Annotated in this window: 9 protein-coding genes; all 9 read left to right on the top strand. The window is 72.7% G+C overall.

All coding sequences use genetic code 11. From position 1 onward, the window contains the following. Positions 1-24: 24 nt before the first annotated feature. The 9 genes from AB0P35_RS02620 (at position 25) to AB0P35_RS02580 (ending at position 15911) form a co-directional block, all read left to right on the top strand. A complete protein-coding gene (locus AB0P35_RS02620; RefSeq protein ID WP_363505432.1) occupies positions 25-2160 on the top strand; it encodes a SpoIIE family protein phosphatase in 2136 nt (711 codons plus the stop codon). 639 nt (positions 2161-2799) lie between these two features. Further along, entirely contained in the window at positions 2800-4215 is a 1416-nt protein-coding gene (locus AB0P35_RS02615) for a sugar transferase (RefSeq protein ID WP_363505759.1), read from the top strand. Between the two features lie 76 nt (positions 4216-4291). Further along, positions 4292-5608: a nucleotide sugar dehydrogenase gene (locus AB0P35_RS02610; protein ID WP_363505429.1), complete on the top strand. Its 1317-nt coding sequence runs from the start codon at positions 4292-4294 to the stop codon at positions 5606-5608. Beyond that, positions 5598-6863: a glycosyltransferase family 4 protein gene (locus AB0P35_RS02605; RefSeq protein ID WP_363505426.1), complete on the top strand. Its 1266-nt coding sequence runs from the start codon at positions 5598-5600 to the stop codon at positions 6861-6863. Before AB0P35_RS02610 ends, AB0P35_RS02605 begins: the two co-directional genes overlap by 11 nt. Continuing rightward, the gene (locus AB0P35_RS02600; RefSeq protein ID WP_363505423.1) at positions 6860-8257 is read left to right on the top strand and encodes a polysaccharide biosynthesis protein; all 1398 of its coding nucleotides are present in this window, start codon (positions 6860-6862) and stop codon (positions 8255-8257) included. Before AB0P35_RS02605 ends, AB0P35_RS02600 begins: the two co-directional genes overlap by 4 nt. Next, positions 8254-9783 (top strand): Wzz/FepE/Etk N-terminal domain-containing protein, encoded by a 1530-nt coding sequence (locus AB0P35_RS02595; protein WP_363505421.1) that lies wholly within the window; start codon positions 8254-8256, stop codon positions 9781-9783. The genes AB0P35_RS02600 and AB0P35_RS02595 overlap by 4 nt, the downstream gene beginning before the upstream one ends. Positions 9784-9786: 3 nt before the next feature. Continuing rightward, entirely contained in the window at positions 9787-11721 is a 1935-nt protein-coding gene (gene asnB, locus AB0P35_RS02590) for an asparagine synthase (glutamine-hydrolyzing) (protein ID WP_363505418.1), read from the top strand. Positions 11722-11757: 36 nt separating this feature from the next. Next, entirely contained in the window at positions 11758-13950 is a 2193-nt protein-coding gene (locus AB0P35_RS02585) for a bi-domain-containing oxidoreductase (RefSeq protein WP_363505415.1), read from the top strand. Next, positions 13947-15911, top strand: a complete 1965-nt coding sequence (locus AB0P35_RS02580; protein ID WP_363505412.1) for an alginate lyase family protein — start codon at positions 13947-13949, stop codon at positions 15909-15911. Before AB0P35_RS02585 ends, AB0P35_RS02580 begins: the two co-directional genes overlap by 4 nt. Positions 15912-15922: the final 11 nt, after the last annotated feature.

Below are 15922 nucleotides of genomic sequence, written 5' to 3'. Positions count from 1 at the left end.
CATCGATCGGACGGGAGCCCTGCCATGGCGAACACGTCCAGGTCTCCGGACGGCTACGACCCCGAGATCACCCTCCCCGTGTCCGCCCGCGCTCCTTCGCCGTCGTCGGGCTCCCCCGCTGACACCGAGCCGACCGCGGCCAACGACCGGCTGGCGCTCAACGGCATGGGCAGCTTCGACTGGGACCTCGACAAGGGCACCTACCACCTCGACGACGTGGGCCTGGAAGTGTTCGACCTGCGGGCCGACGAGTTCGACGGACTGCCCGCGTCACTCTCCGCCAGGGTGCTGCCGACGGACAGCGAGCGGCTCGACAACGCCGTGTCGCTCGCGCTGCGGGAGGGGCACCTGACCTTCGCGTCCTATTTCCGCCTGGTCTGCCGCGACGGAACCCTGCGCTGGGCCCACACGCAGGGACGCATCCTGCGCGACCCGCAGGAGCACCCGTACCGCATCGTCGGCATCGTCCGCAACGCCGAGGAGGAGCTGGCCCACGCCGAGGGGATGCGTACGCTCGCCGCTGACCGGCGCCGCCAGACCGACTCCGTGCGCGCCACCACCGAAGCCCTCGCCCGCGCCATCACCGTCCGCGACGTGACCAACGTGCTGACCGACAGCGAAGGGCTGCGACGCTTCGGGGCGGACGGGCTGGCCCTCGGGCTGGTGGACGGGGACGTCATGCGCCTCGTCGCCGCGACCGAGCAACCGTCGGCAGAGCTCAGGGCCCAGGACGACCTGTCGCTGACCCACCTGGAGGACGGGCTGCCGCTGTCCGAGGCCGTGCTCACCCGGCGCGCGCGATTCGTCGGCACCAGGGAGGAGCTCACCACCCGCTACCCCCGCCTGCTGCCCTATGCCGAGGAGATGGGGATCGAGGCGGCGGCCTTCCTGCCCCTTGCCGCCCAGGCCCGCACCATCGGCGCGCTGGGCCTGTTCTACCGGGACAGGCACCACTTCAGCACCGAGGACCGCAACATCTGCATCGCGCTCAGCAGCGCTGTCGCGCAGTCCCTGCAACGCGCCATGCTCTTCGACCAGGAACGCGAATTCGCGACCACGCTCCAGACCACCATGCTGCCGCGCCGCATCCCCGAGATCAACGGCGGTGAGGTGGCCGTCCGCTACCGCGCCGGCCGCAGCGGACGCGAGGTGGGCGGGGACTGGTACGACGTCATCCCTCTGCCGGGTCGGCGGGTGGGTCTCGTGGTCGGCGACGTGGAGGGGCACGACAGCCACGCGGCCGCCATCATGGGTCAGTTGAGGATCGCTCTGCGGGCCTACGCCACCGAGGGGCACACTCCCGCCACGGTCATGGCCCGCGCGTCCAGGTTCCTCGCCGATCTCGACACCGAGCGGTCCGCGACCTGTCTCTACGTCGACGCCGACCTGGAGACCGGAACACTGCGCATGGTGCGGGCCGGCCACCTCGAACCACTCGTGCGGCACAGCACCGGCCGTACCGGCTGGGCCAGCGTCCGCGGTGGCCTGCCGCTCGGCGTGGCCACGGTCTTCGGCCAGGACGGCTACCCCGAGACCCGTCTCGACCTCAACCCCGCGGACACCCTGCTCCTGTGCACCGACGGCATGGTCGAACAGCCCGGTCGGGACATCGCGGACGGCATCGAAGCGCTCGCCGCCGCCATGCGCGCCGGCCCGCTCGGCACCGAGGCGCTCGCCGACCACCTCTGCGGCGGCCACCCGAGCCGCCTCGGCAGCAGCGACGACGTGGCGCTCCTGCTGCTGCACCGCGCAGCCGAACCCGGCGCCTACGCCACCCGGCAGATGACCCAGCACGTCCACCAGGCAGATCCGGAAGGGCTGGCGGAGACCCGGGCCATGCTCCGCCAGGCCCTGGCCGCGTGGGGCGCGGCCGACCTCCTGTCCGACATCGAACTCACTGCGGACGAACTGATCACCAACGCCCTGGTCCACACCGACGGGGGCGCACTGCTCACCATAGAACTACGGGCCGGGACGGCCCCCTGCATCCGCCTGGAGATCCAGGACCGCTCCAGCGTCCTGCCGCGCCGCCGGACCCCCGGCGAGACCGCCACCTCCGGCCGCGGCCTGCTGCTGGTGGACGCCCTCAGCGGGAGCTGGGGCGTGGAGCCGCTCGGCAGCGGCAAGAACGTCTGGTGCGAATTCCCGCTGGCGGGTTGACCATCTGATGGCGGCTCACATGTGCGGCCCCCGCAACCAGCTGCGCCACCTCGGCGCCGGGCCCTGAGCGCGGCCCGGCCGTCAGTGGCGGGACGCCTCGGGACTGCCGGTGCAGGCAGCCTTGAGAACTCCCGCAACACACGTCACAATGCACGTCTTTTTTCTCAAGAAACCCACGCAGTAACCGTTCCGTAGATCAAGTTCAAATATCGAGCACGCGTTTCACACATCGCCCCCGTCGGGCGTCCCCGATGCTCTAGATTGATTGTCGATTCGCACAGTTGGACGCGAGTCGCACTAATGATCCACAGGTCCGGCGTCGACGGTTTCCCATGCACCTCGGGACTCCGGCGGGACATACGAGTCTGCCGACGTCCGGGTGGGATGTTCACGCACCACTGCAGTAGCCGGTTATGCGCGGGAGGCGGGGCCTATTGAGAGGCGGGAACAGCACGGTACGGGAGGCGGGGGCCTCCCGAGGGGAGGAACAGTGCGGGAGGCGAAAGCCTCCCGGGGGGAGGAACCGTGTGGAGCGAACACGTCGAACCCACTGCCGACCTGGAAGGGGCCGTAAAGCAGGGGGAAGGAGAATTGGTCAGTCCGTTTCCACCGGCGCGGGGGCGTCGGACGAACGGGAGGATCAGCCGGCCCGAGAGTGACTGGGAGCAGCGGTACCGCCGTGCTGTCATCATCAGCGATATCCTGGCCACCGCCTTCGTGGTGGCGGCGATAGGCCGCTTCTTCGGGGTTCGGGACGCGGCCAACTGGCACGAGAAATGGGGAATTCTCGCCTTCGGCACCGAGCTGTTGGTGCTGGGAGCGCTCGCGACGACCCGGTCGTGGGCTGCGGCCGTGCTCGGTCAGGGCGCCGAGGAATTCCGTCGGCTCGGACGCTCGCTGTTCACGGCCGCCGTCGTACTGGCGCTCGGCGGGATCGCCCTCACCTCGCACAACATCAAGCTCTGGATCTTCGTCGCGATCCCGGCGATCACGCTCGTCACCATGACCGAGCGGTATCTGCTGCGCCTGTGGCTGCACAGACAGCGGAACGAGGGACGGTGCCTGCGCCCGGTGCTCGCCGCCGGGAGCCCTGCGACCGTGCGCGACCTGATCGCCCGGACCCGCAAGTTCCCGCACATCGGCTGGCGGGTCGAGGCGGTGTGCACGCCGCACGGTCTCGGGTACGACCGTGACCGGCTGGACGGAGTGCCGGTCGTCGGCCGACTGACGGACGTCGCCAACCACGTCCGCCGCGACGGCTACCGTGTCGTTGCGATCACACCGGACCCGCACTGGTCACCGGACCGGCTGCAGCGCCTGGCCTGGAACCTCGAAGGCGGCGATGCCGAGATGGTCGTGGCCCCCGTGCTGATGGAGGTGGCCGGGCCGCGGCTGCACGTCGACGCGGTGCTCGGGATCCCGATGCTGCGGGTCAGCATGCCGACCTTCACCGGGGGCCGCCGGGCGGTCAAGGAGGTCGTCGATCGGCTGGGTGCCGCGGTCCTGCTGGTCCTGTTCGCGCCGCTGATGGTGGTCGTCGGGCTGCTCGTGCTGGTGGACAGTCGGGGCGGGGCCTTCTACCGACAGCACAGGGTCGGCAAGGACGGCCGCCAGTTCACCCTGGTCAAGTTCCGCACCATGGTCGCCGGGGCCGACAGGGCACGTGCCGAGCTGGCCGACCGCAACGAGGGCGCCGGCCTGCTGTTCAAGCTCCGCCGGGATCCACGAGTGACCCGGGTGGGAGGAGTGCTTCGCCGGTACTCGCTCGACGAGCTCCCGCAGCTCCTCAACGTGCTCACCGGCTCGATGTCGCTCGTCGGTCCGCGGCCTCCGCTGCCGGAGGAGTCCGCCGCGTACGGCCCGGACATCCGGCGGAGGCTGCTCGTCAAGCCCGGGCTCACGGGCCTGTGGCAGATCAGCGGACGCAGCGACCTGCCGTGGGAGGAGGCGGTCCGGCTGGACCTGCGGTACGTGGAGGACTGGTCGCTCGCCCTTGACACGGTGATCTTGTGGAAAACGCTGCGTGCGGTGCTTCAGGGGCAGGGGGCCTACTGATGCGTGGGGGGCGTCGTCCGATCGGCGGCGCGCGGCCGGCCGGCCAGAAGGGCCTGCCCGAGGGGAGGAACGGGTCATGAGGGTCAGTGTCCTGGGGCTCGGCTACGTGGGCTGCGTGTCGGCCGCGTGCCTGGCCAGGATGGGTCACGAGGTCATCGGGGTGGACGTGAACCAGGTGAAGGTCGACCTGGTCAACGAGGGCAGGGCCCCGGTGGTCGAGGAGCGGATCGGCGAGCTCGTCGCCGAGGTCGTGCGGGCCGGAGCGCTGCGCGCCACCGGCGACGTCCGCGAGGCGATCATGGGCAGTGAGGTGTCGCTGGTCTGCGTGGGCACGCCGTCGGAGCCCGACGGCAGCCTGTGCACCACCTACCTGGAGCGGGTCACCGAACAGATCGGTGCCGTGGTGGCCGAGCGGGGTGGGCGGCAGACCGTCGTGTTCCGCAGCACCATGCTCCCGGGCACCTGCCTGAACCTGCTGGTGCCGATCCTGGAGAAGTACGTCGGCGGCACGGCCGGGGTGGACTTCGGGGTCGCGGTCAACCCGGAGTTCCTGCGCGAGGGCACGAGTGTGCGGGACTTCTTCGACCCGCCCAAGACCGTCATCGGCGAGCTCGACCCGGCGAGCGGCGACGTCGTCGCGGCGCTGTACGACGGACTGCCCGGCGAGGTGTTCCGGGTGCCGGTCCCGACGGCCGAGGCGATCAAGTACGCGGACAACGCCTTCCACGGGCTCAAGATCGGCTTCGCGAACGAGCTGGGCGCGGTGTGCCGGGCGCTCGGGGTGGACTCGCACCAGGTGATCGACGTTTTCCTGGCCGACCGCAAGCTGAACATCAGCCCCGCCTACCTGCGGCCCGGCTTCGCCTTCGGTGGCTCCTGCCTGCCCAAGGACCTGCGCGGCCTGGTCCACGCGGCACGGCAGGCCAACATCTCGGTGCCCATCCTCTCCCATGTGCTGCCCTCCAACTCCGAACACCTGCAGCGCGCGGTGGAGTTGGTCGAGCGCACCGGCAGGCGTCGGGTGGGCCTGTTCGGCCTGTCCTTCAAGCCCGGCACCGACGACCTCCGCGAGAGCCCGCTCGTCGAGCTGGCGGAGAGGCTCTTCGGCAAGGGCTACGACCTGCGGATCCACGACCCCAACGTGAGCCTCTCCCGGCTGCTCGGCGCGAACCGCGAGTACATCGAGACCCGGCTGCCGCACCTCGCGCAGCTGCTCGCGGAGTCCGTCGACGAGGTCCTCGACCACGCCGAGGTGTGCGTGGTCGGGACGAACGACCCGGCCGTGCTGTCGGCGTTGCCCCACGGCGGCAGCCCGATGATCGTCGACCTCGTCCGCCTTCCCGACGCCGCGGCGCGCCGGACCGAACCGGGGTACGCGGGCCTTGCCTGGTGACGCAACGGGCGGCGACGGGCGGGGCCGTCGCGCGCTGATCCTGGTGGAGAACCTGTCGGTGCCGTTCGACCGGCGGGTGTGGCAGGAGTGCACGACGCTTCGTGACGCGGGCTGGACGGTGGACGTCATCTGCCCGCGGGGCAGCAAGCGGGACACGGAGCCGGAGGCGGTGATCGACGGGGTGCGGATCCACCGGTACCCGTTGCGTGCGGCCACCGGAGGACCGGCCGGCTACCTGCGGGAGTACGGATCGGCGTTGTGGCACACGGCCCGGCTGGCCCGCAGGGTCGGCCCGGTCGACGTGGTTCACGCCTGCAATCCGCCCGACCTGCTGTTCCTGCCGGCCCTGTGGTTGAAGCGGCGCGGCGCCCGGTTCGTGTTCGACCAGCACGACCTGGTGCCCGAGCTGTACCTCTCCCGGTTCGACCGCGGTGAGGATCTGCTCTACCGCGGCGTGTGCGCGCTGGAACGGCTGACCTACCGGGCCGCGGACGTCGTGCTCGCCACGAACGAGAGCTACCGGGACGTCGCGCTGCGCCGTGGCGGCCGGCGCCCGGACGACGTCTTCGTGGTGCGCAGCGCGCCCGACACCGGGCGGTTCCACCCGGTACCGCCCGAGCCGGAGCTGAAGCGCGGCAAGCCCCATCTGCTGTGCTACCTCGGCGTGATGGGGCCGCAGGACGGCGTCGACTACGCCCTGCGGGCCCTCGCGAAGCTTCGCGACGAGTGCGGGCGGACCGACTGGCACGCGGTGTTCGTCGGCGGTGGCGACACCTTCGACGCGATGGTGGAGCTGTCCCGGCGGCTCGGGCTCTCGGAGCAGGTGGAGTTCACCGGGCGCGTTCCGGACGCCGACCTGGTGCGGTACCTGTCCACCGCGGACGTGTGCCTCTCCCCCGACCCGCGCAATCCGCTCAATGACGTGTCGACCATGAACAAGGTTCTGGAGTACATGGTGATGGGCCGGCCGATCGTCTCCTTCGACCTCCGCGAGGCGCGGGTCTCCGCCGGTGACGCCGCCGTCTACGCGCCCGCCGACGACGAGGCCCGGTTCGCCGAACTCGTCGCACAGCTGCTGGACGACCCGGAGAAGCGGGCCTTGATGGGCAAGGTCGGCCAGGAGCGGATCAACGGGCCGCTCGCCTGGCGGAACTCCCAGCGTTCGCTGCTCGCCGCTTACGCCGCTGCCTGCCGTGACCGCGCCCCGGTGTCGGCGGGCGACCCGGGCCGGGCCGGGAAGAGGCAGCGCCGTTGAGCGACGAAGCGATACGCCTGGTCATGATCGGTCTGATCTTCCGTCGGCGCTGGCGGCTCCTCGCCGTCCTCGCCGTGGTGGGTGCGCTCGTCGGCTACGGCAGTTCCCTGCTGTTTCCGCCGCGCTACACGACGTCGGCCTCGGTCCTGCTGCCGGGGGCGTGGCAGGAGCGCGAGTTGACGACCCAGGCGCAGATCGCGACCAGTTCGGTGGTGCTCGACCGCGCGGCCGCCGCGCTCGCCTGGTCCGGGGTCGGCGGCGACGAGCTGCGGGACGGGGTGAGCGCCACGGCCGCGGACGGAAACATCATCAAGATCTCGGGTACGGCCGACACCCCGGAGCGCGCACAACAGCTCTCCGATCAGGTGGCCCAGGAGTTCGTCACGTTCGCCGCGCGATACTCGGGCGACGGCACCGCCGCCGAAGCGGCGCAGCCCGAGGCACTGCGGCAGTTGGTGGAGCAGACCAGCCGCCGCATCACCGACCTGGCCGACGCGGCCGGCTCGGGGCAGAGCGTGGAGAGCGTGCAGACCCGCACCGAGCTCGTGAAGCTGCGCACCGCGCTGCAGGACGCCGTCAAGAAGCTGGACCAGGTCGACCCGGCCGCCACCAAGACGGTCAACCTGGTCGTCATGGGGCCGGCGGCCCGACCGACGGGGGAGGCACCGCCGACGAGGACGCAGCTCGTCGCCGGCGGGGCGGCGCTGTTCCTCGCGCTCGGGGTCGTCGGCCATCTCACCACCGCACGGATGAGCCGCCGCCTGCGCACCGAACCGGAGATCGCCGCGGCGCTGGGCTCGGTGTTCCTCGGCACCGTCGACGTACCCGGTGAACGGTCCGCGCACCGGCCGGAAGGCCGTGGCCCGCGGGCCCTGATCCGCCGACTGCTGGGCACCGACGTCCGGTGGGACCTGCCGACCCGGCACGCTCCCGGCGACGAGGCCGGTCGGCAGCTCCGCCTCCGGCGGGTCTGCGACCGCCTCCGGGACCGACTGCCGGCGCCCCGGCCGCTGTTGGTCATCGTCCCGGACGGGGACGAGATGGCCGGCCGGGCTGCCGGGCAGCTCGTCGCCGAGGCGGAGGGCGATCCTTCCCCAAGCTCTTCGAGCAGGGGATACCCCAAGCTGCGGGTGGTGGGGGTCTCGGTGTCCCGGCCGCTGGTGCCGGACCGCGGCGACGAGTCCGGCGCGCTGGTCGTGCTCAGCGCGGGCAGCTGGACGGCGGCGGAGCTCGCCGGCATCGCGGAGGCGTGTGCGGACGCCAGGCACGAGGTCGTCGGCACCGTCGTCGCCGGCGTGGTCCGGGCCCGTCCGGAACGGTCCGCCGACCGTGATCCGGACGGCGCCACGCCAGTGCTCGCGGCTGGCGGCGACACGAGGAGAGCCGCGGGGTGACGACGAGTACGACGTGGGAGTCGTCGGCCGCCGCGCCGCTGGTGGACCTGCAGGCGCTGGTGGTCGCAGTGCGCAGGCGGCGCCGCTTCTGGTGCGCGATGGCGCTGCTCGGGCTGCTGGCCGGCGCGGCGCTGGCCGTCCTGCGGCCGCCGCCGCCGACCGCGCTGGTCAAGGTGCTGGTCGCGCACCAGGCGGACCAGCCGAACGACCCCGGAACGCTGATCCGCACCGACGTCGCCCTGCTGCAGACCACGGGGATCGCCGGCAAGGCCCTGCAGTCCCTCGGGTCATCGGAGAGGCCGGAGGACTTCATGAAGGACTACGAGGGCATCGGCCTGACCAACAACGTGCTGCAGATCACCGTGACGGGTCACACCGAGGGGAAGGCGGTGGCCCGGGCCAAGGCGCTCGCCGACGCGTTCGTCGCGGACCACGTGCGACGGATCCAGGAAGCCGCGGACGCCCAGGCCAAGGCCCTGCTCGACCAGCGGGACCGCCTGCAGGAGGAACTCGCCCAGGTCAACCGGACGATCGGCGACGGTTCGCAGCAGAGCGGGCCGAAGGCGTCGGCGAGCCTGGAGTCGCTCTTCGCCAGCCGGGCCGAACTCACCGCGCGGATCACCGACTTCGGCCAGCGCGCAGCGGAGGCGCGGGTCGGCACGCCCGGGCTCGTCGCCGGCACGCAGATCGTGGACGCCCCGCGCCCGGTGCGGCAGTCCCTGACCGGGACCGCCGCCACCGACGCCGCGATCGGGCTCGTCCTCGGGCTCGTCCTCGGGCTCGCGGTGGCCGCGGTCGGCACGGTGGTGGCGGACCGCCCCGTGCTGCGCCGGGACATCGCGGCGAACCTCGGTGCCTCGGTCATCGCGGAGCTGCGCCGGGTGCCCCGCCGGCCGGCCGGACGGTGGCAGGGCCGACGGACCAGGGCGGCACGGGCGAGGCTCACCACGACCCTGGCCCGCACCGTGCGCGGTTCCGCCGAGGCGGTGTCGCTGCTGGAACTGGGCTGCGCGCGCAGCACCAGCGCGATCGCCCTGGATCTCGCCGGGGCACTGGGGGAAGAGGGGCCGGTGGCCCTCGTCGACGAGCTGTCCGGCCCGCGGTTCGCCAAGCGCGGCCCGCAGCCGGGAGAGCCGACCGTGGTCGGCGGCGAGCGTGCGACGACCGGCGCAGGCCAGGAGCGTCGGCTCGGCGTCGGCTCGGTGTCGCCCGGCACGACGTGGACCGACCTCCGGTACCTCGGCACCCGGACCGTGCTCGTGGTGCGTGCCGGGCACGGCAGCACCGCGTGGCTGCACACCGTGGCGCGGCAGCTCGCGGACCAGGACATCCCGGTGATCGGTGTGGTGCTGATCGACCCCGATCCGCGGGACCGCACCGACGGCACGGTGTGGGACGGGCCGCACACCCCGGAGCGCGGCCGGTACGAGGGGCCGGCCCGGCACACCGGCACGGGCCGGCGGCCGACGGGACTGACGACGATGTGGACCGCGAGGGTCCCGGACAGTGACCAGGAGGTGCGGTAGGACATGTGTGGCATCGCGGGTACGTACCGATGGCCGGACGGAAAGGTCGTGACCGACCTGCTCACCGAGACCCTCGCGCACCGCGGTCCCGACGGGGCGGGTCGGTACGGCCACCCCGTCGGTGACGGCGAAGTGCACTTGGGGCACCGGCGGCTGGCCATCGTCGACCTGTCCGGGACCGGCGCCCAGCCGATGGTCTCGGACGGCCTCGTCCTGACGTACAACGGCGAGCTGTACAACGCGCCCGAGCTGCGTGCCGAACTGGCGGCCACCGGGGTGCGCTTCCGCGGCACGTCCGACACCGAGGTGCTGCTGGAGGCCTGGCGGCGCTGGGGCACGGACTGCCTGCCCCGGCTGCGCGGCATGTTCGCGTTCGGGGTCTTCGACGAGCGGACCGGCGAGCTGGTGCTCGTCCGCGACCAGCTCGGGATCAAGCCGCTGTTCCTGGTCCGGCGCGGCGAGGGCCTGGTGTTCGCCTCCGAGCTCAAGGCGCTGACCGCCGCCACTGGCGGGTCGCTGGAGGTGGACCCCGCGGCGCTGGTGGCCTCACTGCTGTACTACTGGGTGCCGGACTCACGGTGCGCGTTCCGCGGGGCGGAGAAGCTGCCGCCGGGGAGCTGGCTCCGGTGCCGGCCCGACGGCCGGATGGACCGCGGCCGGTTCTGGCACCTGCGGGACGTCGCCGCCGAGGGCCGGGATCGGGCTCTCGGCGGCGAGCAGCCGGACCTCGCCGCGATCGTCGAGGAGTCGACCCGGCGCCACCTGCTCTCGGACGTGCCCGTGGCGACCTTCCTCTCCGGCGGCCTGGACTCCAGCTACCTGACCGCGCTCGCGGCCCGCGACCGGCCCGGGATCTCCGCCTACACGATCGGGTTCCGCGCCGAGGACGCCAGGTTCGAGGCGATGCCGGACGACCTCCGCTACGCCCGGCAGGTGGCCGAGCAGTTCGGCGTCGACCTGCACGAGATCGAGATCGCTCCGGACGTGCTCGGCCTGCTGCCGCGGATGACGTACCACCTGGACGAGCCGATCGGCGATCCCGCCGCGATCAACACCTTCCTGATCTGCTCGGCCGCCCGGGAGGCCGGGGTCAAGGTGATGCTCTCGGGGATGGGCGCCGACGAGCTGTTCGCCGGCTACCGCAAGCACCTGGCCAACCGGCTCGCGCTGCGCTACCAGCGCGTCCCGCGGCCCCTGCGGCGCGGCCTGTCCGCGGCCGTGGACCGGCTGCCGGTCGCCACGGGCGGCCGGGGGTTCCGGTCAGTGCGGTTCGCGAAGCGGTTCCTCTCCTTCGCCGATCTGCCGGAGGAGACCGCGTTCCGGCGCAGTTACACCATGTACGACCGGGACGAGCTGCTGGCCCTGCTCGATCCGGACCTGGCCGGGACCGTCGACGACGTGCTGACCGAGCACGCGGACGTCTACCAGGACAACGACCTCGACGACTTCGTCAACCGGATGTGCCTGGGTGACGCCCGGATGTTCCTGCCGGGCCTGAACCTCGCGTACACGGACCGGTCGAGCATGGCCGCGTCGACCGAGGTGCGGGTGCCGTACGTGGACGTCGAGGTGGTCAGGGCGGCGTTCGCGGTGCCCGGCGATCGCAAGATCGTCGGACGGCAGGGGAAGGCCGTCCTCAAGGAGGCGGCCACCTCGATCCTGCCCCGGGAGATCGTGTACCGGCCCAAGGGCCTGTTCAGCGCCCCCCTGCGGGCCTGGATGAGCCGGGACCTGGCACCGCTGGTGCGCGAGGTGGTCAACGACGGCGTGCTCGTCGGTTCCGGGTTCCTGCGCCGCGACGCGCTCGCGCGCATGGTCGCCGAGGACGCCGCCGGGCAGCAGGACTACTCCAAGCACCTGTGGCACGTGCTGACCCTGGAGTACTGGTACCGCGGCGCGACCTCCGGCTCCGGCCACAGGGCTCACTTGACGGCGTAGTGCTCACTTGACGGCAGAGAAACGAGGGGACTTCCGGTGAAGCAGGTTGTGCAGAACTACAAGAGCGGCGAGCTGGCGGTGCTCGACGTGCCGGTGCCGGGGTGCAAGCCCGGCGGTGTGCTGGTCCGCAGCGTCTTCTCGCTGATATCCACCGGAACCGAGCTCATGAAGGTGTCCGAGGCCGGCATGTCGATGCTGGGCAAGGCCCGCTCCCGTCCGGACCAGGTGGCCAAGGTCATGCAGAGCGTGGCCACCAACGGACTGCCCGCCACCTACCGCAAGGTGATGGGCAAGCTGGACTCCTACACGCCGTTGGGCTACTCGCTGTGCGGGGTGGTCGAACAGGTCGGTGCCGGAATCGACGACGTGAAGGTCGGCGACCTGGTGGCCTGCGCCGGCAACGAGCACGCGTTGCACGCCGAGTTGAACTGGGTGCCCAGGAACCTCTACACCCCGGTACCGGACGGCTTGGCGCCGCGGCATGCGGCGTTCGGCACCGTCGGGTCGATCGCGTTGCAGGGCGTCCGGCAGGGCGAGCCGCAGCTCGGCGAGGTGGCGCTGGTCATCGGCCTCGGGTTGATCGGGCAGCTGGTGGTGCAACTCCTCGCCGCCGCGGGGGTGCGCGTCGTCGGCGCCGACCCGGACCCGGCGCGCTGCGAACTCGCCGAGCGCCTGGGCGCGGTGGCCTGCGGCGACCCCTCGTCCGCGGCCGTGGAGACCGCCGTCGCCGAGCTCACCGGCGGTCACGGCGTGGACCAGGTGTACCTGGCCGCCGGCGGCGGCAGCAACCAGCCCGTCGAGCTGGCCGCCCGGTTGAGCCGGGACCGCGGCCGGGTCGTCGACATCGGCAAGTGCCGCCTGGACCTGCCGTGGAACGCGTACTACGAGAAGGAGCTCGACGTCCGGTTCTCCCGCTCGTACGGCCCCGGGCGCTACGACCCGGAGTACGAGCTGGAGGGGCGGGACTACCCGATCGGCTACGTGCGCTGGACCGAGCGCCGCAACCTGGCGTGCTTCCTCGACCTGATGGCCCGCGGCCGCGTCGACGTGGCACCCCTGATCTCCCACATCGCCGACTTCGACGACGCCGTCGAGACCTACCAGCGCCTGAAGGACGGCGAGTTGAAGGCGGTGGCGGTGCTGTTCCGGTACCCCGACGCCTCTGGGGAGGGGACGGCGCAGGCCCCGGCGGTGGCGGTGCCCGCGGTGCGGCGCGACGGCCCGGCGCCCGTCCTGGCTCGACCCGCCGGGACGCCGGTGCGGCTGGCGTTCGTCGGCGCGGGGAACTACGCGACGTCGATGCTGCTGCCGCACCTGGAACAGCGCGACGGTGTCGTGCTGTCCACGGTCGTCACCACGACGGCGCTGTCCGCAGCCAACGCCCAGCGGAAGTTCGGCTTCGCCCGGGCGACCACCGATCTCGACGCCGTGCTCGGCGACCCGTCCATCGACGCGGTGTTCGTGGTCACCCGGCACAGCTCGCACGCCGACCTGACCCGCAAGGCGCTGCTCGCCGGCAAGACGGTGTTCGTGGAGAAGCCGCTGGCCCTCACCGAGGACGAACTGGCCGGCGTGCTCAGGGCGGTGGAGGAGTCCGGCAACGACCGGTTGCAGGTGGGCTTCAACCGCCGGTTCGCACCGCTGCTGCGCGAGGCCAGGGACCGGTTCGGCGCCCGGACCGGTCCGGCGAGCCTGCGCTACCTGGTCAACGCGGGCCGGCTGCAGCACGGCAGCTGGTACCTCCAGCAGGGCACGGAGGGCTCGCGGTTCGTCGGCGAGGGCGGGCACTTCATCGACACGGCGAGCTGGCTGCTGGACGCCGACCCCGTCTCGGTGTACGCGGTCGCCCCGGCCGGCAACGAGGACCTCCAGGTCGTGCTGCGCTACCCGGACGGCTCCACCGCCACCCTCAGCTACGTGACCACCGGCGCGTCCGGCTTCCCCAAGGAGACGCTGGACCTCGTCGCGGACGGCAAGGTGCTGAAGCTCGACGACTTCGTCCGCGCCGCCGTCTACGACGGCCGCCCCCGGCGGTGGGTCAGCTCGCGGCTGCCGAAGGCCCGGGACAAGGGCCAGTCCGCGGAGCTGGCCGCGTTCATCAAGGCCGTGCGGACCGGCGGGCCGATGCCGGTTCCGCTGGAGTCGCTGGTCGCCACCACGGCGGCCACCCTCGCCGTGCAGGCCTGCCTGGCCGGCGGGGCGCCCGTGACCCTGGCGAGGGCGCGATGACCATGGGCCCGGGCTGGTATCTGCGGCGGCTTTCCCGGATGGGACCGCAGGAGGTCGGCGGCCGGGTGGGCGACGCGGTGCGCAGGCGGCGGTGGCGGTCGGCGCCGCCGGACTGCCCGCCCGTGACGGACGCCCGGTTCACCGCCGTGCTGCCCGCCGGGGCGGTCGCCGCGGTGCCACCGGACGCCGCGAAGCGCCTCGTCGCCGAGGCGGACCGGTTGATGGACGGGCACGCGGAGTACTTCGGGGAGGCCCGGGACGACCTGGCCGCCCCCGACTGGTGGCGCGACCCGAGGACCGGGCGGCGGGCGCCGTCCGGCTACGCCTTCGACGTGCCGTACCGGAGCGAGGACGCGGTCGGGGACGTCAAACAGATCTGGGAACTGTCGCGGCACCAGTACCTGACCGTGCTCGCCGCCGCCTACGCGGTCACCGGGAACGAGCGGTACGCCGAACGCGTGGCCGAGCACCTGCGGTCGTGGTGGGCGGCCAACCCGCCGCTGCGCGGCGTGCACTGGATCAGCGGCATCGAGCTGGGCATCCGGTTGCTGTCCTGGGTGTGGGTGCGCCGGCTGCTCGACGGCTGGCCGGGCGCGGCCGGGCTGTTCGAGGACAACCCGGTGGCGCTGAATCAGATCTGGCACCACCAGCGCTGGTTGGCCGCCTTCCCCAGCCGGGGGTCGTCGGCGAACAACCACGTCATCGCCGAGACCGCCGGGCAGTTCGCCGCGGCCTGCGCGTTCGGGTGGTTCCCCTCCTCGACGCGTTGGCGGTCCGCCGCGCTGCGGTCGCTGGAGCGGCACCTGCGCGCCAACACCTTCCCCTCCGGCCTCAACCGCGAGCTGGCCACCGAGTACCACGGGCTCGTACTGGAGCTCGGCCTGGCCGCGGTGGCCGAGGCGGACGCCGCGGCCGTGCCGGTCCCCGCGTCCGTCCGGCTCGTCCTGCTGCGGATGACCGACGCGCTCGCGGCCGTCGTGGACAACAGGTTGCGGCCCCCGCGCCAGGGGGATGCGGACGACGGGCACGGTCTGGTCCTGGACGGCGCGGGCACCGACCGCTGGGGCTCGCTGCTGGCCACCGGGGACGTCGTGTTCGGCCGGCTCGCCTGGTGGCCGGCGGTGACCGGCACCGATGTGCGCACCACGCTGCTGGCCGCGCTCGTCCGGCCGTACGCGCGGAACGCCGGCGCCGACACATGCAGCGTGACCCGCCCTGCCGACCGGCCGGCCCACTTCGCCGACGCGGGCATGACCGTCCTGCGCGGTCCGGAGGAGATCTGGTGCCGCTGCGACGGCGGTCCGCACGGGTTCCTGTCCATCGCCGCGCACGCCCACGCGGACGCGCTGTCCGTCGAGGTCCGGCACGACGGGGTCGACGTGCTCGCCGACCCGGGGACGTTCTGCTACCACGGGCAGCCCGAGTGGCGCCGGTACTTCCGGTCGACCCTGGGCCACAACACCCTGCAGGTGGACGGCGGTGACCAGTCCGTCTCCGGCGGCCCGTTCCTGTGGACCCGGCACGCCCGCAGCCGGGTCCTGGTCGCGGACACCTCCGACGAGGGCGTGGCCCGCTGGGGTGCCGAGCACGACGGCTACCGGCAGTCGGTGCACCGCCGCCGGGTGGAGCTGACCGCCGCGACCCGGGCGCTGCGGATCGTCGACGAGGTGCGCGGACCGCGCCGGGCCGTGCGCCTGGCGTTCCACCTCGGCCCGGCGGTCACCGCGGACCTGACGGGGGACCGGGCCGCGCTCACCTGGACCCGGGACGGCGAGGACCGCTCCGCGGTGCTCGCCCTGCCCGGGGAGCTGTCCTGGTCGGCGCACCGCGGCGAGACCGACCCGCCGCTGGGCTGGTACTCCGCCGGCTTCGGCCGCAAGGAACCCGCCACCACGCTGGTCGGCACCGGGTTCGCCGACGGCGCGCAGGAGTTGACCACCGTACTCAGGTTCCGGGGCTAGGGGGGCGGGTG

This window comes from Kitasatospora sp. NPDC085879 (genome assembly GCF_040686255.1).
Taxonomy (GTDB): Bacteria; Actinomycetota; Actinomycetes; order Streptomycetales; family Streptomycetaceae; genus Kitasatospora.
The sequence above is the reverse complement of the archived record's forward strand: the minus strand, read 5'-3'. Positions and strand labels throughout refer to the sequence as shown.

What these genes read in the sequence shown, in the direction of transcription:
- asnB (WP_363505418.1), top strand. Translation starts at nt 9,787, where the DNA reads ATGTGTGGCATCGCGGGTACGTACCGATGGCCGGACGGAAAGGTCGTG.
- AB0P35_RS02580 (WP_363505412.1), top strand. Translation starts at nt 13,947, where the DNA reads ATGACCATGGGCCCGGGCTGGTATCTGCGGCGGCTTTCCCGGATGGGA.
- AB0P35_RS02620 (WP_363505432.1), top strand. Translation starts at nt 25, where the DNA reads ATGGCGAACACGTCCAGGTCTCCGGACGGCTACGACCCCGAGATCACC.
- AB0P35_RS02610 (WP_363505429.1), top strand. Translation starts at nt 4,292, where the DNA reads ATGAGGGTCAGTGTCCTGGGGCTCGGCTACGTGGGCTGCGTGTCGGCC.